Annotated in this window: 25 protein-coding genes; 8 read left to right on the forward strand and 17 right to left on the reverse strand. The window is 68.6% G+C overall.

The window, feature by feature from the left end; genetic code table 11:
• Nucleotides 1–42: 42 nt before the first annotated feature.
• From PX554_RS12445 to PX554_RS12460, 4 genes are all read right to left on the reverse strand, one after another.
• Nucleotides 43–786, reverse strand: coding sequence for an SDR family NAD(P)-dependent oxidoreductase (locus PX554_RS12445; protein WP_093222104.1), 744 nt, complete (start codon nt 784–786; stop codon nt 43–45).
• A 204-nt stretch (nt 787–990) separates the two neighbouring features.
• Complete coding sequence (locus PX554_RS12450) at nt 991–3759, reverse strand: porin family protein (protein WP_275502162.1); 2769 nt, start codon at nt 3757–3759, stop codon at nt 991–993.
• Between the two features lie 78 nt (nt 3760–3837).
• Nucleotides 3838–4323 (reverse strand): nuclear transport factor 2 family protein, encoded by a 486-nt coding sequence (locus PX554_RS12455; RefSeq protein ID WP_275502163.1) that lies wholly within the window; start codon nt 4321–4323, stop codon nt 3838–3840.
• 15 nt (nt 4324–4338) lie between these two features.
• Nucleotides 4339–5568 (reverse strand): NAD(P)/FAD-dependent oxidoreductase, encoded by a 1230-nt coding sequence (locus PX554_RS12460; RefSeq protein WP_275502167.1) that lies wholly within the window; start codon nt 5566–5568, stop codon nt 4339–4341.
• 92 nt (nt 5569–5660) lie between these two features.
• Here PX554_RS12460 and PX554_RS12465 point away from each other — a divergent pair, with 92 nt between their 5' ends.
• From PX554_RS12465 to PX554_RS12480, 4 genes are all read left to right on the forward strand, one after another.
• Complete coding sequence (locus tag PX554_RS12465; RefSeq protein WP_069207285.1) at nt 5661–5843, forward strand: hypothetical protein; 183 nt, start codon at nt 5661–5663, stop codon at nt 5841–5843.
• 133 nt (nt 5844–5976) lie between these two features.
• A complete protein-coding gene (locus PX554_RS12470) occupies nt 5977–7188 on the forward strand; it encodes an efflux RND transporter periplasmic adaptor subunit (protein WP_275502169.1) in 1212 nt (403 codons plus the stop codon).
• 7 nt (nt 7189–7195) lie between these two features.
• Nucleotides 7196–10372 (forward strand): efflux RND transporter permease subunit, encoded by a 3177-nt coding sequence (locus PX554_RS12475; protein WP_275502171.1) that lies wholly within the window; start codon nt 7196–7198, stop codon nt 10370–10372.
• Nucleotides 10369–11871, forward strand: coding sequence for an efflux transporter outer membrane subunit (locus tag PX554_RS12480; RefSeq protein WP_275502173.1), 1503 nt, complete (start codon nt 10369–10371; stop codon nt 11869–11871). Before PX554_RS12475 ends, PX554_RS12480 begins: the two co-directional genes overlap by 4 nt.
• 118 nt (nt 11872–11989) lie before the next feature.
• Here PX554_RS12480 and PX554_RS12485 read toward each other — a convergent pair whose 3' ends face one another.
• From PX554_RS12485 to PX554_RS12520, 8 genes are all read right to left on the reverse strand, one after another.
• Entirely contained in the window at nt 11990–12316 is a 327-nt protein-coding gene (locus PX554_RS12485; protein ID WP_093222118.1) for a phasin family protein, read from the reverse strand.
• Between the two features lie 196 nt (nt 12317–12512).
• The gene (locus PX554_RS12490; protein ID WP_275502177.1) at nt 12513–13784 is read right to left on the reverse strand and encodes a Xaa-Pro dipeptidase; all 1272 of its coding nucleotides are present in this window, start codon (nt 13782–13784) and stop codon (nt 12513–12515) included.
• Between the two features lie 16 nt (nt 13785–13800).
• Complete coding sequence (locus tag PX554_RS12495) at nt 13801–15255, reverse strand: hypothetical protein (RefSeq protein WP_275502179.1); 1455 nt, start codon at nt 15253–15255, stop codon at nt 13801–13803.
• On the reverse strand, nt 15246–16397 hold the full coding sequence (locus PX554_RS12500; RefSeq protein ID WP_275502181.1) for a S41 family peptidase: 1152 nt from the start codon (nt 16395–16397) through the stop codon (nt 15246–15248). Before PX554_RS12500 ends, PX554_RS12495 begins: the two co-directional genes overlap by 10 nt.
• A complete protein-coding gene (gene lpdA / locus PX554_RS12505; protein ID WP_275502183.1) occupies nt 16397–17791 on the reverse strand; it encodes a dihydrolipoyl dehydrogenase in 1395 nt (464 codons plus the stop codon). The genes PX554_RS12500 and lpdA overlap by 1 nt, the downstream gene beginning before the upstream one ends.
• A complete protein-coding gene (locus PX554_RS12510; RefSeq protein ID WP_275502184.1) occupies nt 17791–18219 on the reverse strand; it encodes an acyl-CoA thioesterase in 429 nt (142 codons plus the stop codon). The genes lpdA and PX554_RS12510 overlap by 1 nt, the downstream gene beginning before the upstream one ends.
• A complete protein-coding gene (locus PX554_RS12515) occupies nt 18212–18436 on the reverse strand; it encodes a hypothetical protein (RefSeq protein WP_275502186.1) in 225 nt (74 codons plus the stop codon). Before PX554_RS12515 ends, PX554_RS12510 begins: the two co-directional genes overlap by 8 nt.
• A gap of 7 nt (nt 18437–18443) precedes the next feature.
• Entirely contained in the window at nt 18444–19721 is a 1278-nt protein-coding gene (locus tag PX554_RS12520; RefSeq protein ID WP_275502188.1) for a pyruvate dehydrogenase complex dihydrolipoamide acetyltransferase, read from the reverse strand.
• Nucleotides 19722–19859: 138 nt separating this feature from the next.
• Between PX554_RS12520 and PX554_RS12525 the strand changes: the two genes are divergently transcribed.
• The gene (locus tag PX554_RS12525; RefSeq protein ID WP_093222137.1) at nt 19860–20312 is read left to right on the forward strand and encodes a universal stress protein; all 453 of its coding nucleotides are present in this window, start codon (nt 19860–19862) and stop codon (nt 20310–20312) included.
• 45 nt (nt 20313–20357) lie between these two features.
• Here PX554_RS12525 and PX554_RS12530 read toward each other — a convergent pair whose 3' ends face one another.
• Complete coding sequence (locus PX554_RS12530; RefSeq protein ID WP_275502191.1) at nt 20358–20819, reverse strand: DUF1465 family protein; 462 nt, start codon at nt 20817–20819, stop codon at nt 20358–20360.
• Nucleotides 20820–20922: 103 nt separating this feature from the next.
• Nucleotides 20923–21120 (reverse strand): DUF465 domain-containing protein, encoded by a 198-nt coding sequence (locus PX554_RS12535; RefSeq protein WP_093222142.1) that lies wholly within the window; start codon nt 21118–21120, stop codon nt 20923–20925.
• A gap of 265 nt (nt 21121–21385) precedes the next feature.
• On the opposite strand from PX554_RS12535, the gene PX554_RS12540 reads away from it, so the two are divergent.
• Nucleotides 21386–21541 carry a YdcH family protein gene (locus PX554_RS12540; protein ID WP_093222144.1) on the forward strand — a complete coding sequence of 52 codons (156 nt, stop codon included), beginning with the start codon at nt 21386–21388 and terminating at the stop codon, nt 21539–21541.
• Nucleotides 21542–21588: 47 nt separating this feature from the next.
• Here the strand turns inward: PX554_RS12540 and PX554_RS12545 are convergent, their stop codons facing one another.
• Nucleotides 21589–22032, reverse strand: coding sequence for a PilZ domain-containing protein (locus PX554_RS12545; protein ID WP_256326098.1), 444 nt, complete (start codon nt 22030–22032; stop codon nt 21589–21591).
• 38 nt (nt 22033–22070) lie between these two features.
• On the reverse strand, nt 22071–22484 hold the full coding sequence (gene dksA / locus PX554_RS12550; protein WP_176787081.1) for an RNA polymerase-binding protein DksA: 414 nt from the start codon (nt 22482–22484) through the stop codon (nt 22071–22073).
• Nucleotides 22485–22888: 404 nt separating this feature from the next.
• Between dksA and PX554_RS12555 the strand changes: the two genes are divergently transcribed.
• Complete coding sequence (locus PX554_RS12555; protein ID WP_275502197.1) at nt 22889–23758, forward strand: PEP-CTERM sorting domain-containing protein; 870 nt, start codon at nt 22889–22891, stop codon at nt 23756–23758.
• A 51-nt stretch (nt 23759–23809) separates the two neighbouring features.
• Here the strand turns inward: PX554_RS12555 and PX554_RS12560 are convergent, their stop codons facing one another.
• Nucleotides 23810–24250, reverse strand: a complete 441-nt coding sequence (locus PX554_RS12560) for a host attachment family protein (protein ID WP_275502199.1) — start codon at nt 24248–24250, stop codon at nt 23810–23812.
• An 89-nt stretch (nt 24251–24339) separates the two neighbouring features.
• Between PX554_RS12560 and serS the strand changes: the two genes are divergently transcribed.
• Nucleotides 24340–25611, forward strand: a complete 1272-nt coding sequence (gene serS, locus PX554_RS12565) for a serine--tRNA ligase (RefSeq protein WP_093222155.1) — start codon at nt 24340–24342, stop codon at nt 25609–25611.
• The last annotated feature ends 1 nt before the right edge of the window (nt 25612 follow it).

The following is a 25612-nucleotide window of genomic DNA, read 5'->3' on the forward strand; positions in this document are numbered from 1 at the left end:
CTCCCCTTCGCCCTCCCTGGAGGAGAGCGAAGGGTGACGCGATCAGGCCCGGGCGACCTGGAACCCCGCGAAGCTCTGCCGCACCGGCATCAGTTCCAGCGTGTTGATGTTGAGATGCGGCGGCAGCGTCGCCACCCACGCGATCGTCGCGGCGATATCCTCGGCGGTCATCGGCTCGGCGCCGCCGTAGAGCGTATCCGACGCGGCCTGATCGCCGCCGGTGCGCACCAGCGTGAACTCGGTTTCCACCATGCCCGGTTCGATCGAGGTGACGCGCACGCCCGTCCCCGCCAGATCGGAACGAAGCCCAAGGCTGAACTGATGCACGAACGCCTTGGTGCCGCCATAGACGTTGCCGCCGGTATAGGGATAGGTCGCCGCCACGGAGGACAGGTTGATGATCGCCCCCTTGCGCGCGATCAGCCCCGGCAGCAGCCGGTGCGTGACGGTGGCGAGCGCGGTGACGTTGGTGTCGATCATCGTGCGCCACTGCTCGAGATCGGCGGATTGCGCGGGCGCGGTGCCGAGCGCGAGGCCGGCGTTGTTGACGAGCAGATCGATGTCGCTGAACGGCGCGGGCAACGCTGCCAGCGCGGCCTCGAACCCGGCTTCGTCGCGCACGTCGAACGCGGCGACATGGACGAGATCACCGATCTCCGCCGCCAGCGCGTCGAGCCGGTCGGCACGGCGGCCGGTCGCGACGACATGCCAGCCCGATCCGGCGAGTTCCCGCACGGTCGCGGCGCCGATGCCGGAGGTGGCGCCGGTGATGAAGGCGGTCGGCATCGGAAACTCTCCTCAAGGTTGCGCGCCCTCATGTCGCGGACGGTGCGGCGATTGCAAGGCTCGTGCGGCACAAATCCTCCTCCGCCAAGGGGAGGTGGCGCGAAGCGCCGGCGGGGAAGGTCGCGGCGCGCTTGCGGCCGTCTCGTGGTCCGCCCCCTCCGCCACGCTACACGTACCACCGCCCCCGGCGGGGCAGGATCGCCGTCAGAACAGCAGCTTGCGCACCGAGACGCGGATCGTCCGCCCGAGCGGGTTGATATAGCCCGGCTGATAGCTGACCGGCGTCACCCCCTGCGCGTCGCGCACCGTCTGGCGCGTGTCGAACAGGTTGGTGATGCCGACCGCGATCCGCATGCCCCGCACCCAGGGATGCGCCTTCACCAGATCGAGCCGCTGGCCCAGATCGGCGAACAGCCGCAGGTTGATCGTGCCGAGCGCGGAGAAGTGCAGCGGATCGGGGTTGCCGACGGTGCCGCCGGTCACGTCGGTGGCGCTCTGCCAGTCGGCGGAGAGCCGCGCACCGAGGCCGTTGTTGCTATAGCCCGCCTGCGCCTCGATCTCGTGGCGCGGCTGGCCCCCGCCCGAACCGACCGTGTCGCCGCGCAGCAGATCGAGCGCGGGGCCGCCTTGCGCGACCAGCACGCGATCGGTGAAGTGCCAGGTGTGATAGACCGCGAACTGGAGCCGTCCGCCGCCCTGCCCGCGCCCGCCGAAGCCGCCGCCACCGCCGCGAAACCCGCCACCGCGGGGTCCGCCACCGCCGCCACCTGGCCCGCCCGGCCCGCCACCCGGCCCGCCGAAGCCGCCGTTACGCGGGCCGCCGCCATTCGGGCCACCCGGCGGCGCGCCATCGCCCCGGCGTCCGCCCGGCGGCAGCAGACCTTGCAACGGGTTCGGCCCCTTACCCGCGCGATAAGCCTCGAACGCCTTCTGGATCTTCGACTTGAGCGGCACGGAGAAATTGACGCCCCAGCGCAATTCCGATCGACGCGATTCGGCGAAGTTGATCGGCCGCTGGTCGATCTGGGTCAGATCGCCATCCGCATCGCGCACGAAGCGGCTGGGGAACACGCTCTCGATCGCGGCGGTCGCGCCCGGGAAGGACACCGCCGAATTCTCGGTGCGGACCTGCACGTAATTCGCGGTGAGATTGATGTCCTTCGCCGCCCATGGCTTGAGCGTCGCGCCGATCTTCTTGGTGTGCGTGGTGTCGGCGAGGAGCCCGCGGTTGCCGCCGCTGATCGCGGTGACGATCGCGGTGGTGCCGCGCACATAATCGAAAACGCGGACGTTGGGGGTGATGATGCTCGGATTGCCGAGTTGCTGCGCGGTCGGCGCGTCATCCTGGTCGGTCGCCGAGGCGATGATCCGCAAAGCCGGGATCGGCGCCCAGTTCACGCCGTAGCCGACCGTCGTCAGCGTCCCGAAATCGGAGAGGTGATCGACCGCGAGGTTGAAATTGGCCGACAGCGTCCCGATCGCGCCGAGCACCTGCTTGGATCGGCTGGTGAGCGGCACGTCGACATTGATCTGGCCGTTGACGATGTCGCGGCGGACGGTGCCCGCCTGCTCGATGTTCGAGCGGAACGAGTGGCTGTCGAAGCTGTTGGCCTGCGCGCCGATGCGGATCGAGGTCGAGATCGCGCCGGCTGGCAGCTTGAACAGCGTGCCGCTGAACAGCGCGTCCGCACCGCCGGTCTGCGCGGTCGAATAGCCGCGATTGACCGGCAGCACGCCCAACTGGCCGCTGAGCGGGCCGTACGGGTTGGCGGTGCGGTCGCCCGCGTTCAGCCGCGCCTGGAAGGCGGAGGCATCGACGCCGACATCGGTGAAGGTCTCGCTTTCGGTGCGGTCGTACGTGCCCGTCACCGACCATTGCCAGCTACCGACATTGCCGTTGAGCGTGGTGCCGAGATGCGCGATCACGCTGGAGGAATCCTGCCGCAGCGGCAGATATCCCGTACCGAGCGCGCGATCCACCACCACCGCCTGCGAGAAGGGCGAGAAGGGATTGCCCGCCGGCAGCGTGAGCGCGACGTTGGCCGGGCCGTTCAGCGCGTGGCTGTCGGTCACCTCCAGCCGGCCGTTGAACGATGCGCTCACCGTGCCGAGGATAGAGGTCGCGTAATTCGTGTTGACCGCGAAGTCGCGGCTCGAGGGAACGAGCGTGCGATAGGCGCCGGGGTCGGCCACGTTGGCCGCCGTGCCCGCGAAATCGCCGAGCGACGGTGTCGTCGCCCCGGCGGTGCGCGGCACGCCGACGATCGTCGCGGTGCCCAGCGCCGGGTCGATCGCGCCGCCGCCGACTCCGGTGATGTTGCCGCCCACCGCGAACGGGCTGGCGATGGGGAGGATGCCGCGCTCGTCCTCGGTCAGCGCCGTGCTGGACTTGTAGGAGAGATGGACGTTGGCGCGCGTACCGCTCTGGATCTTGAGCAGATCGGCCTCGACGCCGGGGCTGTTGTTGCCGCCGGCGGTCGGCACCGTGTCCGCCAGTTCGGTGGTGAGCGCGCGGAAGCGACGGCGCAGCACGATGTTCACCACGCGCTGATCGGCCCGGTAGCCGTATTTGAGCGCGACCTCTTCGGGCAGAATTTCTGCGCGCAGGATCGCCTCGGTCGGAATGTCTCGGATTTCGGCTAAGCTGGAGATGCGCTTGCCGTTGAGGAGCACCACCGGCGCTCCCCCGCTGCCCCGGTCGCTGCGGGTCTGGGGCGACAATTCGGTGAGCAGGTCGGCGACCGAACTGACCCCGTAGGAACGGATGTCGGCGGGGCTCAGCGTCTGCTCGGGCGGAATGTCGCCAACCACCGAGCCGGGCGGCTTGACGCCCTGCACGACGATATCGCCGGCCTCTTCATTCTCCTCGGACGGCGCGGGAGCATGGGGCCGCTCGGACGGCCGATCCTGCGCGGCGGCGATCGTCGCGGTGCTCGCACATGCGAAGAACACTATGGCGGAGCTGCGGCGCATCGATCGTCCTCGTTTCGTTACGAAAGACGGGATGCCCGCATTTTGTCGCAGGATTATGCCAGATCGGCCCGAAATCGATTATTGTGCGTCGCAACCCGTGGTGCGCGACGACCAACTCGCGTTGGCGATCTTCCACACGCCGCCTTCGCGGATCAGGTCGAAATGGTCGGTCCCGCAATGATGCACCTTGCCGTTCACCCGGAAGGTGTACGGCGCCCACACCATCGCGATGTCGCCATCGCTCTCGATCGCGGGGTCGCTGATCCGCTCGTCCCAGCGGTCGGCGCCGGGCGCGAAGCGCGCCGCCACCTCGGCCCATGTCCGCCGCGTGATGCTCCGCCCACCGTCGGCCGCCTCGGTCGCATAGGTCGCGCCGCCGTCGGGACGCACCACCGCGAGGATCGCCTGCGGGTCGCGCGCGGCGACGCCGGCGAGGAAGGCGTTGATCGGCGCCATCACCGCGCTGGTATCGGCATCCGCGAGCGGGATCGGGTTGGCGGGCGGCAGCTTGGGGGTCGGCGTCGTCTGGCCGACAAGCAAGGCGGCGGCAAGTAGCAGGCTCATCAGCGTCTCCGGAAATCAGGCGGGCAACATCGTCTTGAGCGGTACGTCGGCATCGGCGAGCAGCGCGGGATCGACCGCCGCACCCGCCAGCACCAGCGCACGGCCCTGCACATAGTCCCTGGTGGAATTGACGCAATCGAGCGCGATCACACGGCCCGCCTTCAGGTAAATCACCGAGAAGCTGCGCGTCTCCGGCGCCCCGCGCACCACCACCGCGTCATGACCGGTCGAGAGGCCGACCGTTTGCAGGCGCAGGTCATATTGGTTCGACCAGAACCACGGCACCGCATCGTACGAGACGGCGTCGCCGAGGATCGTCTTCGCCGCGACCGTGGCCTGGTCGTTGGCGTTCTGCACCGATTCGAGCCGGATCGTCGCACCGCCCGCGAAGCGATTGACGTGCGCCGCGCAGTCGCCGATCGCGAAGATATCGGCGAGGCTGGTGCGGCACTGCGCATCGACCATCACGCCATTTCCGCCCTCCGCACCCGCCGCGATCAGCGGTTCGACCGCAGGTACGATGCCGATGCCGACGATCACCATCTCGCACGGCAGGATCGCACCGCTCATCAGCCGCACCCCGCACGCCGCGCCGTCGCGCTCCTCGACGCACGCGACGCCCACCGACAGGCGCAGGTCGACGCCGTGCGCGCGATGCTCGGCCTCGTAGAAACGCGACAGCGGTTCGCCCGCAACCCGCGCCAGCACGCGGCCCTGCGCCTCCAGCACGGTGACATGCTTGCCGAACTTGGTCAGCACCGCCGCCGCCTCCAGCCCGATATAGCCGCCGCCGACCACGACCACGCGCTCGACCTGCGGAAGCTCGCGGATCAATTGATCGACATCCGCACGCGTGCGCACCGCATGGACGCCGCGCAGGCTGTGACCATCGCACGTCAGTTTGCGCGGGCGCCCGCCGGTCGCCCAGATCAGCTTGCCATAGCCGATCACGTCCCCCGCCGCCGTCTCGACGATCCGCGCCTCGGGATCGACGCGCGTCACCGCCGAGCCGAGCAGCATCGTCACGTCGCGCTCTTCCCAGAAGGCGGGCTGGCGGATCAGGATGCGCTCGAAGCCCTTCTCGCCGGCGAGATAGTCCTTGGAGAGCGGCGGGCGTTCATAGGGAAGTTCGGGTTCGTCGCCGATCACCGCGATCGTGCCCGCGAACTTCTGCTGGCGCAGCACCACCGCCGCCTGCGCGCCGCCGTGCCCCGCCCCGACGATCAGAACATCATAGCTGGTCACGTGATCCTCCATTCTCGTTTTCCAACCCTGTGCCCAGCGGAGGCGGCGTTGTCGAGATGGTCAGCACCGCGCGCATCCTGTATCGCGGCATCATGAGTGAAGACCGATTCGAGCGCCACCGCCAACCCTGGACCACCGACGAGATCCAGAAGCTTCACACGCTCGCGAAAAAAGGCATGGCGCTAAAGGCCATCGCCAAGGCTCTCAAGCGCAGCGAGGAATCCACCAAGGATCGCGCCAAGGCCGACGGGCTTTCGATCGCCAAGTTGCGGTAAGCCCGAATCGGGCGTGTTGCGCCGCAAAAGAAGTCGGTTACACAAGGCGTCATACCCGGTATTCGGATTCGGCGTCTCGTGCGGGGGGATCATCCCCCGCATGCGCTCCGGGCGAATGCGCGATGGAGAAACGATGACGCCTCCCCACCCCTGCCGCGCCTTCTCTTCGTCTTTCACCCTCGCCCCCGTGATCGCCCTGCTCTGCACGGCGGCGCTCACCGGGTGTTCGGGGTCGGGCGGAGCCGGAGCCGCCGGCGGCAAGCGGGGCAACGCCGGTCCGCCGCAGGTCGGCTATGTCGTCGCCAAGGTCAGCAGCGTGCCTCTCGTCACCGAACTGGCCGGCCGTACCTCGGCCTTCGAAAGCTCGGACGTGCGCCCGCAGGTGTCGGGCGTGATCTACCGCCGCTTCTTCACCGAAGGCGCGCTCGTCCGTAAGGGCCAGCCGCTCTACCAGATCGACCCGAGCCTCTACCGCGCCTCCGCCAACCAGGCGCGCGCCAATCTGCTGAGCGCGCAGGCGACCGCCGCCTCGACGCGGATCAAGGCCGACCGCTACAAGCCGCTCGCCGAGATCGAAGCCGTCGCCAAACAGGATTATACCGACGCCGATGCCGCCGCGAAACAGGCCTCGGCGGCGGTCGCGCAGCAACGCGCCGCGCTCGAGACGGCGAACATCAACCTGCGCTTCACCACCGTTCCCGCGCCGATCACCGGGCGGATCGGCCGCTCGCTCTACACGGTCGGCACGCTCGTCACCTCGGGGCAGGCGGACGCGCTCGCGACGATCCAGCGGCTCGACCCGATCTTCGTCGATATCCAGCAATCGAGCGCCGATCTGCTTCGCCTGCGCCGCGCGCTCGCCTCGGGCGGCGAAGTCCCCGCCAGCGCCGCCGTCACGCTCAAGCTGGAAGACGGCAGCGATTACGGCATGACCGGCAAGGTGCAGTTCTCCGAAGTCGTGGTCGATCAGACCACCGGCACGGTGACGCTGCGGGCGGTCTTCCCCAATCCCAAGGGGCTGCTGCTGCCCGGCATGTTCGTGCGCGCGAGCTTCGCGCAATCGATCGACAACACCGCGATCCTGATCCCGCAACAGGCGGTGTCGCGCACCGCCAAGGGCGATGCGACCGTCTTCGTGCTGAACGGCGACAAAGCCGTGCTGCGCACCATCACCGCGACGCGCACCGTCGGCACCGACTGGGTCGTCACCGCCGGCCTAAAGCCGGGCGAGAAGGTCATCACCGAAGGCGTCGGCAAGACCAAGCCGGGCATCACGGTGATGCCGGTCCCAGCCGGCTCGCCGCAGAAGATCCAGGCCCCGCAGAAGCCCGGCCAGAAGGGCTGATCGGCCAGTGATCTCGCGCATCTTCATCGACCGGCCGATCTTCGCCTGGGTCATCGCCATCATCATCATGCTGGCGGGCGTTGGCGCGATCTACACGCTGCCCATCGAACAATATCCAGACGTCGCCCCGCCGACCGTCAACATCCGCGCAACCTATCCCGGCGCCTCGTCCGCCACGCTGGAAAACAGCGTCACGCAGGTGATCGAGCAGCAGCTCACCGGGCTCGATGGCCTGCTCTATTTCCAGTCGAGTTCCAGCTCGCGCGGATCGGTGACGATCACGGCCACCTTCCAGAAGGGCACCGATCCGGACATTGCGCAGGTGCAGGTCCAGAACAAGGTCCAGCAGGCGATCTCGCGGCTGCCGCAACAGGTGCAGCAGCAGGGCCTCACCGTCACCAAGTCCAACCCCGACTTCCTGATGGTCATTGCGATCTACGACACGTCGGACCGCGTTACCAACGAGGACGTGTCCGATTATCTCGTCTCGAACATGCAGGAGGCGCTCGGCCGCCTGAAGGGCGTCGGCGACACCAACGTGTTCGGCTCGCAATATGCGATGCGGATCTGGCTCAACCCCGACAAGCTCGCCAGCTACAGCCTGATGCCGAGCGACGTCACCTCCGCGATCCAGGCGCAGAATGCCGAGGTCGCGGCGGGCGAGATCGGCGGCGCGCCCAATCCGCCGACTCAGGTGCTCGACGCCACCGTCACCGCGCAGACTCGCCTGCAAACCCCCGAGCAGTTCCGCGATATCGTCATCAAGACCCAGACCGACGGCTCGGCGGTGCGCATCCGCGATGTCGGTACGGTGCAGCTCGGCGCGGAAAGCTACGGCATCGTCAGCCGCTACAACGGCCATCCCGGCGCGGGCATGGCGATCAGCCTGGCGCCCGGCGCCGATGCGATGTCCACCGCCGAACTGGTCAAGGCCGAGATCGAACGCCGGTCGAAGGGCTTCCCGCACGGCTTCGCCTACGCCTTCCCGCAGGATTCGACCAAGTTCATCAAGCTTTCGGTCGAGGAAGTGGTCTGGACGCTGATCGAGGCGATCATCCTCGTCATCGTCGTCATGTTCGTGTTCCTGCAAAGCTGGCGCGCGACGTTGATCCCGACGATCGCGGTGCCGGTCGTGCTGCTCGGCACGTTCGGCATCTTCGCGGTGGCGGGCTTCTCGATCAACACGCTCACCCTGTTCGGCCTCGTGCTGGCGATCGGCCTGCTCGTCGACGATGCGATCGTCGTCGTCGAGAACGTCGAGCGTCTTATGGATGAAGATCCCTCGCTCTCGCCACGCGACGCCACGATCCGGTCGATGGACGAGATCACCGTCGCGCTGATCGCGATCGCGCTGGTGCTGTCCGCGGTGTTCCTGCCGATGGCGTTCTTCGGCGGCTCGACGGGCGTGATCTACAAGCAATTCTCGGTAACGATCGTTTCGGCGATGGTGCTGTCGGTGATCGTCGCGCTGGTGCTCACCCCGGCGCTGACCGCGACCTTGCTCAAACACCGCGCCGAAACGAAGAACGACACCTGGTTCGCGAGGCGGTCGCAAGGCGCGAAGGACTGGTTCAACGGCAATTTCGACCGGATGGTCGATCGCTACGGCAACGCCGTCGTGCGCGTGGTCGATCGCAAATGGCTGTTCCTGTTGATCTACGCGCTCGTGGTCGCGCTGCTGGCGATCATGTTCGTTCGCCTGCCCACCGGCTTCCTGCCGACCGAGGACCAGGGCATCGCGCAGCTCCAGTATAATCTCGCGCCGGGTTCGACGATCAACAGCACCAAACTCGCCCAGCGCGAGATCGAGAAATATTTCCTCACCCAGGAAAAGGCCAATATCGACGGCGTGCTGACCGTGGCGGGTGTCGGCGGCAGCGGCGGCGGCGGCCAGAACGCGGGGCGCGGCTTCGTCGCGTTCAAGGATTGGTCCGAACGCAAGGGTAGCGCGAACGGCGCCGCCGCGATCACCCAGCGCGCCACCGCCGCGCTCGGCGCGCTGCGCAACGTCGAATTCTACGCGATCCAGCCCGGCGCGGTGCGCGGCCTCGGCCAGTCGAACGGCTTCACGCTCGAACTGCAGAACACCGGCGGCCTCAGCCGGGTCGATTTCAAGGCGGCACGCGACAAATTGCTCGCCGCCGCGCGCGCCGACAGCCGGCTGGCGGCGGTGCGCCCGACCGAGCTCGACGACCAGCCGACGCTCAAGGTCGATGTCGATCCGCTCAAGCTGAGCGCGCTCGGGCTCAGCCAGGCGAGCGTCAACGCGACGCTGTCGACCGCCTGGGGCGGCTCCTACGTCAATGACTTCAACGATCGCGGCCGCGTCAAGCGTGTCTATGTGCAGGGCGATGCGCTGTACCGCTCACGCCCCGAGGACATGGCGCGCTGGTACGTTCGCGGCGCGAGCGGCTCGATGGCGCCCTTCTCCTCCTTCGCGACGACGAGCTGGAACACCGCGCCAAACTCGCTGTCGCGTTTCCAGGGATTGTCGTCCTACGAAATTTCGGGTCAGCCCGCGCCGGGCCAAAGCTCGGGCGACGCGATGAACGTGATGACCGAACTCGCCGCGCAGCTTCCCGGCACCAGCGTCGCGTGGAGCGGGCTGTCGTATCAGGAACGGCTGTCGACCGGACAGGCGCCGTTCCTCTACGGCATCTCGCTGCTCGTCGTGTTCCTGTGCCTCGCCGCTTTGTACGAAAGCTGGACGATCCCGGTGGCGGTGCTGCTCGTCATCCCGCTCGGGCTGGTCGGCGCGATCTTCGCGGTCACGCTGCGCGGGCTGCAGAACGACGTCTATCTGCAAATCGGGCTGCTGACGACGATGGGCCTCGCGTCCAAGAACGCGATCCTGATGATCGAATTCGCCGAACAGGCCGAGAAGAAGGGCGCCCGCGTCATCGACGCCGCGCTGGAGGCCGCGCGGCTGCGGCTCCGCCCGATCCTGATGACGAGCTTCGCGTTCATCTTCGGCGTGCTGCCGCTGGCGATCTCGACCGGGGCGGGCGCGAACAGCCGCGTCGCGATCGGCACCGCCGTGATCGGCGGCATGCTGACCGCGACGATCCTCGCGATCTTCTACATCCCGTTGTTCTTCGTGCTGGTGCGGCGCGGCGTGCGCGACGGGCTCAAGGCGGTGCAGCACCGCCTCCACCACGACACCCCGCCGGAGACCGCGGCATGACCCGCACGATCGCCACCGCGCTCGCGCTCGCCGCGCTCGGCGGCTGCACGATGGCGCCCAAATACGTCCGCCCGGCAGCGCCCGTGCCCGCGTCCTGGCCAACCGGGGACGCCTATCTGCGCCAGACCGAGGCGGCGCTGCCGAGCGTCGGCTACCGCGACATCTTCCGCGATCCGCGCTTGCGGACGATCATCGACCAGGCGCTCATCAACAACCGCGATCTGCGCGTCGCCGCCGCCAACATCGCCATCGCCCGCGCAACCTACCGCATCCAGCGCGCCGAACTGCTGCCGACGATCGGCGCCAACAGCGGCTACACCTTCCGTCAGAACAGCTCGGCGGGCGGGGTCAACACCGGCGGCACGGGCAACGGCGGCATCGGCAATGGCAACACCGGCAACGGCGGTTTTGGCGGGTCGGGCGGCACCTCGAACAATTTCTCCGCGAGCGTCGGCATCACCGCGTTCGAGGTCGATCTGTTCGGCCGCATCCGCTCGCTGAGCGAAGCCGCGCAGAACCGCTATTTCGGAACCGAGGCCGCCGCGCGCGCGACCCGCCTCACGCTGATCGGCGATCTCGCCACCGGCTGGCTCACCTACGCGGCCGACAAGAGCCTGCTCAGAATCGCCGAGCAGACCGCCGAGGTCGCGCGGAAGAGCGTGACGCTCACCCGCCAGCGGCTGAGCGGCGGTATCGCCCCGCGCACCGATCTCGCGCAGGCGCAGATCACGCTCGAAACCGCTTTGTCGGATCTCGCCGAACAGCGCACCGCGCTCGCGCAGGATGTCAACGCGCTGCAACTGCTGGTCGGCGCGCCGATCGATCCCGCCTTGCTGCCCGACGGCATAGAACAGGCCGGCACGACCGTCGCCGAACTCCCCGCCGGCCTCGATTCACGCGTGCTGCTGCGCCGCCCCGATGTGGTCCAGGCGGAATATGAACTCCGCGCGGCCAATGCCGAGATCGGCGCGGCGCGCGCGGCGCTGTTCCCGACCGTGTCGCTCACCTCGCTGGCCGGATTCGCATCGAGCGCGCTGTCGAACCTGTTCACGGGCGGCGCGTTCAATTACTCGGTCTCGCCGGGCGTGAGCTACCCGATCTTCCGCGCCGGCGCCGGTCGCGCGGGTCTCGCGCAATCGCAGGCACAGCGCGATTCCGCGCTCGCCAGCTATGAGAAATCGATCCAGACCGCGTTTCGCGAAGTCTCGGACGCGCTCGCGCGGCGCGGCACGATCGCGGATCAGGAACGCGCGCAGCAAGCGTTGACCGCGGCGTCGCGGGACAATTTCCGGCTGTCCGAAGCGCGCTATCGCGGCGGCATCGACACCTATCTCGCGAGCCTCACCGCGCAGCAGTCCTTCTATTCGTCGCAGCGCTCGTTGGTGAACACGCAACTCACCGCTGCGACCAATCTGGTGACCTTGTACCGCACGCTGGGCGGGGACTCGACGCTGGATGCGGCGCCGGACGACAAACGGCCGGCTCCAGCGGCAAAGTAAGCCCGTTCGCCCTGAGCTTGCCGAAGGGCGTGCCCCAACCGAAACGCAGCGAGCGGGGCACGTGCTTCGACAAGCTCAGCACGAACGGGTGTGGTTCCGGGTAACGCTCAGCGAGGACTCACTCCTCCTTGGTCGGCGTCACCACCTCGCGTCCGAACTTCATGATCAATTCGCCGATCTCGCGCGCCTGATTGACCGATCGGTTGCTCTGCTCACGGATGAAGTCGCCCTGGATCTTCATGACCTGCGACAGATCCTGCGCCGAGGCGACCTGGCGCATCGCCGCGAACGCCTCTCGGGTGTTGGACTCGGCCTGGTCGAGCATGCGCAGGCCGAGGTTCGACCCGCCCTCGACGAACTTGAGGTGCGCCTTGCGCGCCGGATCGGCGATCTTCTCGTCGAACGCTTCCTTGGCCTTGTTGGCGAATTCGTTGATGTCGACCATCGAATGGCTCCTTCTCTCGCGGGCAGCCGGATCGGTCCGGCCGGGGTCGGCTCTGCGGCCACGAACGCGCGGGCTTGGCCCCGCGTCGCTCAAGTCCCTGGAGAATAGGGAGCCGCCCCCGCGCAGGCAACGCCCGTGCCGCACAGCAACGGAATTTTACGCCGCGCTCATCAAAGCGGCGCATTCGCCGGCGCGCCTATAGCGCGCGTTCGCCGCCCTTGATGACCGCCACGGGATGTTCGAGCACCCGCACATCGGCGAGCGGATCGCCCTCCACCGCGACGATGTCGCCGTAGCGCCCGACCGCGATCTGCCCGACATCCTCCGGCGTGCCGAGCGCCTCGGCGGCGCTGAGCGTCGCGGCGCGGATCGCCTGAAGCGGGGTCATCCCCCATTTCACCATCACCGCGAACTGCTTCGCGTTGTCGCCGTGCGGATAGACGCCGGCGTCGGTGCCGAACAGCATCGGCACGCCGGCTTTCACCGCCCGCTGGAACGTCTGGCGCTGCTTGAGGCCGATCATCCGCTCCTTGTCGAGGCTCTGCTGCTCGGTGCCGTTCTTGGTGCCGGTGGCGAGGATATAATCGTCGTTGTAAATATCCATGTCGAACCAGGTGTGATGCTGGATCGCGAGCTTGATCGCCTCGTCGGAGGCGAGGCTGCAATGTTCGATCGTGTCGATGCCGGCGAGGATCGCGGCCTTGATCCCCTCGTCGCCATGCGCGTGCGCTGCGACCTTGAGATGAAGCATATGCGCCTCGTCGGCGATCGCCTTCATCTCCTCGAACGAAAGCTGCTGGCCACCGACGCTGTCGCCAAGCGAGAACACCCCGCCGGTCGCGCAGATCTTGATGACGGTCGCGCCATATTTGTGCAGCCAGCGCACCTTCGCGCGCGCTTCTTCGGGCGAGTTGACGACCGAAGGCTGCTGCCGGTCGAGTGAAGGTGGCAAGGTGTTGTCGTCGCAATGCCCGCCGGTCGCGCCGATCGCATAGGTCGCGGTGGTCATGCGCGGGCCATCGATCCAGCCGCCGTCGATCGCCTGGCGCAGGCCGACGTCATCGAAATCGGCCGATCCGACATTGCGCACCGAGGTGAAGCCCGCCCGCAACGTCTTCTTCGCGTTCGCGACGCCGACCGCCTGCCAGAAGCTGTCGGTATATTTGAGACCAGTATAGCCGCCGATCTCGGCAAGCGACGTCAGGTGAACGTGCATGTCGATCAGCCCGGGCAGGATCGTCTTGCCGGGCAGGTCGATCCGCGTCGCACCGGCGGGGATCACCGGGCGCGCATTGGCGCCGGTCACCACCGAGGCGATCCGCCCATCGGTGATGACCACGACCGGGTCGTCGAGCGTCTTGCCCGACGCGACATCGAGCAGATGCGACGCGGTGACGACGACGCTGTCGGCGAGCGCCGGTGTCGCCACGGACGCGAGCAGCACCGCGGCAAGAATCTTGCGAACCATCAAATCCCCCTATCTTTCAACCCTGTGGAACGGGTTGTCGCGCCGGTGCCGCCGCCTGTCCATCCCATTCGAGCATCGCCGCATAGCCCGGTGGCGGCGAGGGCAGCACGGCGCGCGCGACCAGGCCGGCGGCGATCACCAGCGCGAGCGCGAGGCCGCAACCGCGTGCGATCCGGCGCGGCACTCCGCCCTCGCTCGCCAGCAGGATCGCCGCCAAGGCAGCCGCCATCATCGGCCACAGGTGATAGCGCAGGTCCGAAGCGATACTCACCACCGCGAAACTCGCCTCCAAAGCGAGCGCGGAGACGGCGAGCGCCAGTGCGAAATCGCGCACCGGCGTGCGTGCGCCGGCGATGACGATCGCCACCACCGACGCCGCGACCACGATCCACGCAACCGGCCAGCCGAGCGGCGACGCCACCAGCCAGCCCGCCGCCGCCACGATCGGCCACACCGCTTTCGATGGCGACCCGAGACCCACCGTGTTCCGTTCGGACGCCGGGGGCGGCGCCGCGCTCACCCAGACCGTCGGCACCAGCCAGCGCGTCGTCGCGTTGAGATGTGCCAGCCGATGCCGCGCATAGGCGATCGGATGCCGCACGATCGCGCCCGCCCAGGCGATGTCGAGCGTGCTCGCGGGCACCGCCTCGAAGCGGTCGGCAATCGCGCCGCAGCGCGACACGCTGCCAATCGGATCCCAGAAGAACGGCTGGTAGCAATGCTTCTCGACGATCATCGCGCGCTCGTCGGGGCGCAGCACACCGTCATCCCCGGCGAAATGCGCGATTCCGGCGAGGTCGAACAGCGGCAGCGTGTGGCCGACGGTGGTCGGCTCGGCGCCGAGCAGCCGGTGGTTGATGATCGGCGACACCGCCAGCACCGCCAGTGTCAGCCCGGCGATCGCGCCCGCGCGCCTCCCCCACCGCCGCCGCCCCGGCACCAGCAACACGCCGAGCGGCACCACCGCGAACACCGCGTTTGTCCGCACCAGCGCCGCATAGCCGAGCAGCGCCACGACCGCGATCAGAGCGGGCAGCGACAATGCCCGCCCGGCGAACCGCGCCCGCGCGACGATGCCGACCGCCGTCAGCATCGCACCGAGCATCTGCGCGTCCTTGAGCACCACCGATTGCCACGCGACGAACAGCGGCAGCGCGCCGAGCACGATCACCGCCCAGCCCGCCCATGCCCGCCCCGCCCGCGCCAGAGCCGCCGCGATCAGCCCGAGGCCGAGCCAATAGGCCGCCGCCTGCACCAGCAACATCGGCGCCGCGCCCGGCCCGAGGGGACGGAGCGCCGCCCATAGCCGCGCCATGATCGGCGGATGCCAGTCGTCATATGCGCCGCTCAGCGCCTGCGTATATTGGCCGACCGTGTCGAACATCGCGACACCCGGCCACCACAGGACGATCTGGAGCAGAAACAGCAGCGCCGCCGCGAGTGCGACGGGCCGGGCGGCGGTCACCGGCATCGCGCGTCAGGGCTCGGCTGGAAGTCCTCGCGCGGCGTGCCGCTGACGGTGTAGAGGCGCTCGGCCGGCAGCTTCACCACCAGCCCGCTCGCGGGCAGCGGAAAATCATAGACCGCACCGCGCAGCCCCGCCATCCGCGTGCCGCACACCGGCGTGCCGAACGCGGCGAAGCCGATCGCGATCCCCTCGCCCATGCTGCCCGTCCAGCGCCCGACCCGCGCCCGAACCGGCCCGGAATGATATTTGCCCGCGCGCGGCAGCACCTGTTCGATCCACTGGCGCGGCACGCCGGTCTCGCGCTCCTCGGCGGGTAGGGTGTGGACTTGATAGGCGCTGGGTCCGCGCACGAACCACCCCATCACCGCGCGCGCGACACTGGTGTTGCCGCCGCTCGGCGTGTCGGTGAGGTCGATCGTCACCGGCGCGGCGCCGGGAATCGCGGCCATCGCCGCATCGAACGCCGCGATCGTGGTTTGGTCGCCAAGCGAATTGTTGAAGCGGATCGTCGTGCCGGTGACGGTCAGCGGCGGTCGATCCGTGTGCGTGGCGTACAGGCTGGCGAGCGTCAGCGCGCGCGTCCCGCGCGCGCCCGCGAAGGTCAGCACGCGTGGCCGGTCGCGCCGGCCCGCCGCGAGCACGCGCGCGCCGTAAGCGCCGCGTTCACCGCCCGCATCCAGCCCGAGCGGGGCCCAGAACGCCGCCAGCGCCCGCGCGATCGGCACCCCGCCGACCGCGATCAGACGATCGCTTCCGACGACACCCGCCCGCGCGGCCGGCGTATCAGGGCGCACCGCATCGACGACATAGCCGTCACCGGCGCGCTCGATCCACAGATCGGCATAGGTCGGCACCACCGCCCAATCGTCCTTGAACGACGCGCCGGTGATCGCGTGATGATCGGCGAGCGCGGTCAGCACATCCTCGGCATAATGGAGCAGGCTGTCGCGGTCGTGGACCGCGTCGCGCGCGGCGGCGAGCTGCGGGGTCGCCGGCGCCGTCCCGCCGGGGAAGCGATCGAGATAGGCGTAATTGGCGGCGACGAGCGCATCGAGCGCCCTCGCATCGCCAGCGAAATCCGGCGTCGCCGCGCCGAGAGTGACCGGCGCGGCGAGCACACACAAGGCCGCCGCGCCGGGGCGCATCAGATGTGCAGCGCGCGACCGTAGGCGCCGAGCACGCTTTCGTGCATCATCTCGCTCAGCGTCGGGTGCGCGAACACCGTCTCCATCAGCTCGGCCTCGGTGGTCTCGAGCTGGCGGGCGATGACATAGCCCTGGATCAGCTCGGTCACCTCGGCGCCGACCATGTGCGCGCCGAGCAGTTCGCCGGTCTTCGCGTCGAACACCGTCTTGATGAAGCCTTCGGCCTCGCCGAGCGCGATCGCCTTGCCGTTGCCGATGAAGGGGAACTTGCCGACCTTCACCTCATGGCCGGCGTCCTTGGCCTTGGCCTCGGTCAAGCCGACGCTCGCGACCTGCGGGCGCGAATAGGTGCAGCCCGGAATGTTCCACGTCTCGAACTTGTGCGGCTTGAGTCCGGCGATCGCCTCGACGCAGACGATGCCCTCGTGGCTCGCCTTGTGCGCCAGCCACGGCGGCCCGGTCACGTCGCCGATCGCATAGATTCCCTCGACATTGGTGCGCGCATAGCCATCGACCTTGATGTGGCCGCGATCGGTCTCGATGCCGAGCGCCTCCAGGCCGATATTCTCGGTGTTGGGCACGATCCCGATCGCGACGATGACATGGCTGAACTCGGTCGATGTGACCTGCCCGTCCTTGCCCTTGATCTTTGCCGTGACGCCGTTCGCGCCGACGTCCAGCCCATCGACGCCGGTGCCGGTGAGCAGCTTGATGCCCTGCTTGGTCAGCGCCTTGTCCATGAACGCGGAGACTTCCTCGTCCTCCACCGGCAGGATGCGCGGCAGCATCTCGACGATCGTCACGTCAGCGCCCATGTCGTTGTAGAAGCTCGCGAACTCGACGCCGATCGCGCCCGAGCCGATCACCAGCAGCTTGGTCGGCATCTCGGGCGGCACCATCGCGTGGCGATAGGTCCAGATGCGCTTGCCGTCGGCCTTGGCGAACGGCAGGTCGCGCGCGCGCGCGCCGGTCGCGACGATGATGTGCTTGGCCTTCAGTTCGACGTCCTTGTCGCCCTGCTTGACGACGAGCGTATCCTTGGCGGTCAGCGTGCCGGTGCCCTCGAACACCGTCACTTTGTTCTTCTTCATCAGCCCTTTGACGCCGGCGTTGAGCTGCCCCGCCACCTTGCGGCTGCGCTGCGTCACCGCCTCCAGATCGAAGCCGATCTTCTCCGCGCTAAGGCCATAATCCTTGGCGTGCGTCATATAGTGATAGATTTCGGAGGTGCGCAGCAGCGCCTTGGTCGGGATACAGCCCCAGTTGAGGCAGATGCCGCCCAGCCGCTCACGCTCGACGATGGCGGTCTTTAGGCCAAGCTGCGCCGCGCGGATCGCCGCGACATAGCCGCCAGGGCCGGAGCCGAGGATTACGAGATCGAATGATTCGGACACTAAAGGTTTCCTTCCAGCAGCGGCTTGATATCGGAAGTGGTCGGCGTGGTGTTAAGGGCCTTCGGCGCGCCGTCCTCGCCCATCGCGACGAGCACGAAGGTGCCCCGCGCGGCGCGCGTGGTGCCCTCGCCGTGGCGATCACGCCGCCACACCTCGACCGCGACCGTCATCGAGCTGCGCCCGGTGCCGACGATCGCGGCGTGGAACGAGACTTCATCGCCCGCCACCACCGGCGCTGTGAAGGCGAAGCCGTCGGCGGCGACCACCGGCGCGCGCGCGCCGCTATGGCGCGACGCGACCGATCCGGCGGCAAGCGCCATCTGGCCCATCAACCAGCCGACGAAGATCGTGCCATAGGGATTGTTGTCCGCGGACATCGCCGTCGCGCGGATCGCGGGCTCGCCGGCGGGCGGCACGGGCTCAACCATCGGCCCGCGCCCCGGCCTGCGTCGTCGCGCGATCGAGCAGCCACGCACGGCGGATCGGGCGGAGCTGGAGGAGCACGTCGATCACCATCACCCCATAGGCGACGGTCCAGACCGCGCGGCCGGTGCCCGGCACCGCCCACACCGCCAGCGACGCGATGCCCACCGCCACGCCCAGCCCGAGCGCGAGGAACATCAGTTCGACGAGCGTGCGCCGCACGACCGTCTTACGCGAGCATCGCCAGCGGCGATTCGACCAGCGCCTTGAACGCCGCCATCAACTCGGCACCATCGGCGCCGTCGATCGCGCGGTGATCGAAGCTGCCGGTCGCCGACATCACCGTGGCGATGCCGAGTTGACCGTCGATCACATACGGGCGCTGCTCGCCCGCGCCGATCGCCATGATCATGCCCTGCGGCGGGTTGATGACCGCCTCGAACTGCTTGATGCCCATCATGCCCATGTTCGACAGCGAGGCGGTGCCGCCCTGGAACTCCTCGGGCTTGAGCTTGCCATCCTTGGCGCGGGTGGCGAGATCCTTCATCTCGGTCGAGATCGCCGCGACGCCCTTGGTGTCGGCGCCCTTGATGATCGGCGTGATGAGCCCGGCCGGCACGCTCACCGCGACCGACACGTCGGCGCGGGTGAAGCTGATGAGCTGATCGGGCGTGTACATCACGTTGCACTTGGGCACCTGCATCAGGCTGACGCCGAGCGCCTTGATGAGCAGATCGTTGACCGACAGCTTCACCCCGCGCGCGGCGAGGCCGGCGTTCAACTCACCACGCAGCTTGAGCAGCGCATCGAGCCGGATGTCGACGGTCAGGTAGATGTGCGGCACCTGCTGCTTCGATTCGGTCAGGCGGCGGGCGATCACCTTGCGCACGTTCGACAGCTTCTCGGCGGTGTGCGGAATGTCGGGCACGTTGGCGACGGTCGGCGCGGGTGCCGGAGCCGATGCGGCGGCGGCCGCGGCTTCAGCCTTGGCGGGTGCCGCGGCGGGCTTGGCGCCTTCGAGATCGGCCTTGACGATGCGACCGTTCGGGCCGCTGCCGGTCAGCGCGGCGAGGTCGATATTCTTCTCGGCGGCGAGGCGGCGCGCGAGCGGGCTGGCGCGCAGGCGCTCGCCCTCGGCGGCCTTGGGCGCCGGGGTCGATGCCGCCGCGGGCGCGGGGGCCGGTGCCGGCGCCGCCTGGGCCTTGGCGGCCTCCTTCGGCGCGGCGGCTTCGGCCTTGGGTGCGGGCGTTGCCGCCGCATCCTCGCCGTCGCCGGCCATCACCGCGATCACGGTGCCGACCTTCACGCCCTCGGAACCCTCGGCGACCAGCAGCTTGCCGATGACGCCCTCGTCAACCGCTTCGAACTCCATCGTCGCCTTGTCGGTCTCGATCTCCGCCAGCAGATCGCCCGACCGGACGGTGTCGCCCTCCTTCACGAGCCATTTCGCGAGCGTGCCCTCCTCCATCGTCGGGGAAAGCGCGGGCATCTTGATCTCGATCGGCATGAAGTCGTCCTTGAAATCGAATCCTGGGGCGTCCGCGTCTCTCGCGCCCCGAACCGGCCCGGTCAAGACCATGATCCGTGCAGTCAGGCTTGCACGCGACGCGCGCACGCGCCACCTAACGCGTTGAGGGGCCTTCACATGCGCATCTATCTCGTCGTGATCGACAACAATCCCGAAAGCGCGATCGCCTTGCGCTTCGCCGCGCGGCGCGCGGTGAAGACCGGCGGCGGCGTCGAAATCCTCGCGCTGATCGAGCCGCAGGAATTCATCCCGTTCGGCGGCGTGCAGGCGACGATCGAGGAGGAAGCGCGGCTCCATGCCGAGGGCTTGGTCGCGGGCGCGGCGGGCGCGCTGATCGAGGAATCGGGGTTGCGCCCGTCGATCACGGTGCGTCAGGGGGACGGTCCGAAGATCATCCGCGAGATGATCGCCGCCAATCCCGATATCGCCGCGCTCGTGCTCGGCGCGGCGCCGGTCGGCTCGCCCGGCCCGCTGATCGCGCATTTCGCCGGCGATTCGGGTGCGCTGCCGATCCCGCTGATGATCATTCCCGGATCGCTCGACGCCGAGGCGATCGACCGGCTGAGCTGACCGCCTGATCCGTCCCCCTCTCAAGCCGCGCTCAGCAGACCGCCGTCAGAACGCCATCGCCAGCCGTTCCTGCATCGAGCGCGCCGGGCCCGCCCCCATCGCCACGCCCGCCTGCGCCGCGTCGAGCAGACCGACCCGCCGGTACAGGTCCGCGCTCGCCTGGATCAGCGCGCGCGCCCGCGCCGGCAGGTCCGCCACCGCCGCCGCGTCGCTGATCGGCGCCGGGCCGAGCCGCCGCGAGGGATCGAGCGCGTCGCGCGGCGCCATTTCGCCGGCGGCGACCGCGCGCTGGGTCAGCAGCCAGGCGATCGCGTGCATCAGCCGTGTCGTCACCTTGAGCGATTCACAACTGAACGCCACGCGCGCGAGCGGCGGCAGCGCTTCACGGTCCACCCGCCCGCCATCGTCGAAATAGCTGCGCGCCTCGTCGGCCAGCACCATCGCATCGACGTACAGCACGTCGATCAGATGGCGATGGATCCGCGAGTCCGGCAGCGCCCCCCTCATCTCGGCACCCCTCATCTCAGCGTTGTGGCACAAGTCCCGCGCGCGGCGTTAGCGCGGCGGACACCGGCCGCGTCGCCGGTCGTCCCATTTCGGGTCGTCACGGTCACGCGATGATGTCGGGGATCAACTGGTCCTCGAGCGCGACGATCTCGTCGCGCAACCGCAGCTTGCGCTTCTTGAGCCGCGCGAGCTGCATCTGATCGCCCGCACCGCCCGCGGCCAGCGCGGCCAGCGCGGCGTCGAGGTCACGATGCTCGACCCTCAGCACCTCGAGCCGTTTGGCGATCTGCGCTCCGTCCATTCGTCCCCCTGCGCCGGTGATCGGCTGAGTCGCGTCGGCCCGCGCACCGCCCGACCGCCGATCACGGATCTACCGAGGCTTGGGGCGGGGGAACGGGCCGGCGACGGGAACTCTAGCAAAACCGCGGGCGGACGCGAGCGCCAAAAAACCGATCGTCGCACTTCCTTACTCGGTACGTCGAATCATGCCACACAGGGGGCAGACATTTGATCGGAAGCGTGCTTGATTGACTCCCCCGCCACCCTTTCGGAAGGAGGAAGACTCAATGCGGAACGCGCACCATATGGCCTTGGAGGCCAAGCACGCCGTCCTCGAAGAGAAGATCAGCGCCGAGTCGCATCGACCGCAGCCTGATAGCGCAATGTTGGCCGCGCTCAAGAAGCAAAAGCTTCGCGTTAAAGAAGAAATGACGATCCTTTAACGATCAGCGCGCCCGGGCAGCCCCGCTGCCCGGGCTTGAAACCGCATTCACGCGCGCGGTGTGTATTTGGGCGCGACCACCGTCTTCGGCTTGCTCCCCGTGCCGACCGGCTTGCGCGCCAGCATCGGATCGATCTGCCGGTCGAACGCGATTCCGATCCGCCCCGCCGCCGACCAGGCGACCCGCCCGCGCACCGCGCCGACCCCGCGCAGGTCGACTTCTACCTCGGTGCCGACCTCCAGACCCTGCTGATATTCCGCCATCAGCCCGCCCGCCGACAGGTTGCGCACGCGCACCGTCGTCTTGATGTCGCCGACGCGCAGGTCGGCCATCACCAACAGGCTGTCACGCGCGCCGCTACGGTCGCCCGCGCCTTCGTCACGCGCGCGCTCGCCGGCCGGGCCGCGCAGGGGATCTTTGGAGGACTCGTCCATTACCATCGCCGGATTGAAGATACTCGGACCCGCGAGATAGCGGGTTTCGGTATCCAACGTCTTAACCGCGCGCGCCGACGATCCGCCGGCCCGCCTCAATCCTCGCGCGAGACTTTCTCGTTGCGTTCGTGGCGCTCCTGCGCCTCGACCGTCATCGTCGCGATCGGCCGCGCCTCCAGCCGGCCGAGCGAAATCGGCTCGCCGGTGACTTCGCAATAGCCATATTCGCCGTCCTCGATGCGGCGCAGCGCAGCGTCGATCTTGGAGATCAGCTTGCGCTGCCGATCGCGCGTGCGCAGCTCGATCGACCAGTCGGTCTCGCTCGACGCGCGATCGGTCAGGTCCGCCTCGCGCAGCGAATCGAGCTGGAGCTGCGATAGCGTGCCCGCCGATTCGCGCAGGATCGCGTCCTTCCACGCCTGCAGCTTGTCCCGGAAATACGCCTGCTGGCGCGGGTTCATGAACGGTTCGTCCGCGCTCGGCCGATATCCGTCGTCGTCGTTCGACATCGCCGGCGGCGTGTCGAATTTCGTGGTGTCATCTAGGTGATTCAAGACCAGTCGCCATCCCATCGCTGCCAGACGTATGACGCTCAAAGCGTTCTTTTTTCACGCCCGGCTGTCCCATGATGAGCGCGCCTATAGCCATGCCGTTCCCGCTCCACAAGCAACCCGGCTCCACGGTGGATGAAAGCGCACGGGCACCCTCGTTTTCATGCCTGATCTGTACCGTGACGGTACGTTAACCACGATCCGCGGCCATCCCGCGCCCGGAATCCCGTATTGAGACCGGGATAACTCGGTTAACAGCCTTGAACTTAACACTTTGTTCGGCACTTTGGGCAAAGAGCGGCGAACCGCTGGGGTAAAGCATATCCGGTAGACGATCCTATCGGCAACGAAAGAGCGAAATCATGTCGGTGCGGATGGCCTTGGCTAAACTGTGCGCTTGCGCATGCGGCGGCGCTATCGTCGGCGGCGGCGCGGTACATGTCGCCGAGACATCGAAGGTCCGCCACGCCTATGTCCACAAGACCAAGCGCGTCGTACGCCGCACGGTGAGCCGCCCCGCCGGGCGGGTTCGCCGAGTCGTGACGCAGACGCGCGCGGTGTGCCCGCCCGCGGTCGTCACCATGACGAGCCAGGGCGCGCCGATCCCGCTGCCCCCCGCCGACGTGCCGGCGATGGGCGGCGGCGGTGGCGGCGGCGGTCTGACCGTGATCGGCGGCGGTGGCGGCTTCGGCGGATTTGGCGGCGGCTTCGCGGGCGGCGGCTTCTTCGGGGGTGGCGGCAGCGGCGGTTCGGGCGGGATCGTCATCTCCTCGACATCGAGCGGCGGCTCGACCTCGACCAGCGGCGGCTCCACTTCGACCGGCGGATCGTCGACGTCGACCGGCGGCTCGTCCACCTCGACGGGCGGATCGTCGACGTCGACCGGCGGCTCCTCGACCTCGACCTCGACGGGTGGCTCGTCCACCTCGACCTCGACGGGCGGATCGTCCACCTCCACCTCGACCAGTTCCTCCACCTCCGGGTCCACCTCCACGTCGAGCGCGTCGAGCGGATCGAGCAGCTACGCGTCGAGCAGCCACGGCTTCCCGGGCAGCAGCGGCTGGCATGGCAGCAGCGGTTGGCATGGCGGCAGCAGCGGCGGGCATGGCGGCAGCAGCGGTGGCCACCCGGCGCCGGTGCCCGCGCCGCCGATGGTGCTTCTGTTCGGCGCCGCCGCCGCTGCGCTGGTCGCGCGCAGGCGCTTCGCTAGGAAGCCCGCCGCCGAGGCATGAGCCTGGCGGGCGCCCCCACGCGCCGCGCGTCAGGCCAGGAGTCTCACCGCATCACGCGGCCCTGATCGCCGCCTCGATATCGGGAATCGGATGATCGGTGAGATCCTTGTGGATCTCAGCCTTCAGGCGCGCCTTCACCTCGGGATGATAATGCGGACGCAGACTGCCGAGCGTGCGCGGCGGCGCGACGATGATGAGCGATTCGAACGCGTTCGCCAGCGCTTGATCGCGCAGCAGTACGGCCGCGTCGGCGGCGAAGCGCGCCTCGCGCTGTTCGTGGTAATCGGGCTCGCCCATCGTCGCCTGCCCGATCACGGGGCCGCTCGGCGCGCCGCCGGCAAGGTCCGTCTTCAGCTCGTGATCGGCGGGGTCGGACTGTTCCCGCGCCTGTTCGACGACGAGGTTGGGTTCGGCGTCGCTGCCCGCGTTGCGCAGCCATAGCAGCTTGCGCCCGTCGAGGACGAGCACGGCGGCATCGTGCGGAATGTGCATGGTCGCTCTCCGTCAGTGGAACGGTAATAACGCTTGCCCGCCGGAGTGGGTTGCGCGGGCGCGGGCGCGCGGCCATAGCCACGCGCATTATGCACGACATCCGCCTGATCCGTGACGATCCCGCCGCCTTCGATGCCGCCCTCGCCAAACGCGGTGTCGCCCCCGTGTCGGCCGATCTGCTCGCGCTCGACGAGACCCGCCGCGCCCTCATCACCGAGGCGCAGGCCGCGCAGGCGCGCCGCAACGAGGCATCGAAGGCGATCGGCGCCGCCAAGGCGCGCCGCGACGACCCCACCGACCTGCTCGCCGAGGTCGCCGCGCTCAAGGAACGTTTGCCCGCGATCGAGGCGGAAGAGAAAGCGGTCGGCGAAGCGCTCACCGCCGCGCTCGCCGCCATCCCCAATCTGCCGCTCGCCGACGTGCCGCAGGGCGCCGACGAGGACGACAATCTCCTGGTCGCGACCCACGGCACGCAGCCCGCCTTCGCCTTCGCGCCCAAGGAGCATGACGCGATCGGCCCCGCGCTCGGGCTCGATTTCGAAGCCGGCGCGGCGCTGTCGGGCGCGCGCTTCACGCTGGTGCGCGGCCACGCCGCCAAGCTGCACCGCGCGCTCGGCCAGTTCATGCTCGACACGCTCACCGGCGAACATGGCTATGAGGAAGCCATCCCGCCGCTGCTGGTGCGCGACGAGGCGCTGTTCGGCACCGGGCAGCTTCCCAAGTTCGCCGAGGACCAGTTCCGCACCACCGACGGCCGCTGGCTGATCCCCACCGCCGAGGTGCCGCTGACCAACATCGTGGCGGGCAAGATCCTCAGCGAAGCCGAACTGCCGCTCCGCTTCGCCGCGCTCACCGCCTGCTTCCGCTCCGAGGCGGGCGCGGCCGGGCGCGACACGCGCGGCTTCATCCGCCAGCACCAGTTCGAGAAGGTCGAGATGGTCTCGATCGTCACGCCCGACGCCTCCGAGGCCGAGCATGAGCGGATGACCGCCTGCGCCGAGGGCATCCTCACTGCGCTCGGCCTGCCCTTCCGCCGCATGAAGCTTTGCACCGGCGACATGGGCTTCACCGCGGCGCGCACCTATGATCTCGAAGTCTGGCTGCCCGGCCAGGGTCGCTACCGCGAGATTTCGAGCTGCTCGACCTGCACCGATTTCCAGGCACGCCGCATGAACGCGCGCTACCGCCCCGCCGAGGAAAAGGGCACCCGCTTCGTCCATACGCTCAACGGTTCCGGCCTCGCGGTCGGGCGGACGTTGGTGGCGGTGCTGGAGAATTACCAGCAGGAGGATGGCTCGGTCGCGGTGCCGGAGGTGCTCAAGCCGTACCTCAAGGGCCTCAACCGCTTGGAACCCAAATGAC

The organism is Sphingomonas pollutisoli (assembly GCF_029167165.1).
Classification (GTDB): Bacteria; Pseudomonadota; Alphaproteobacteria; order Sphingomonadales; family Sphingomonadaceae; genus Sphingomonas; species Sphingomonas pollutisoli.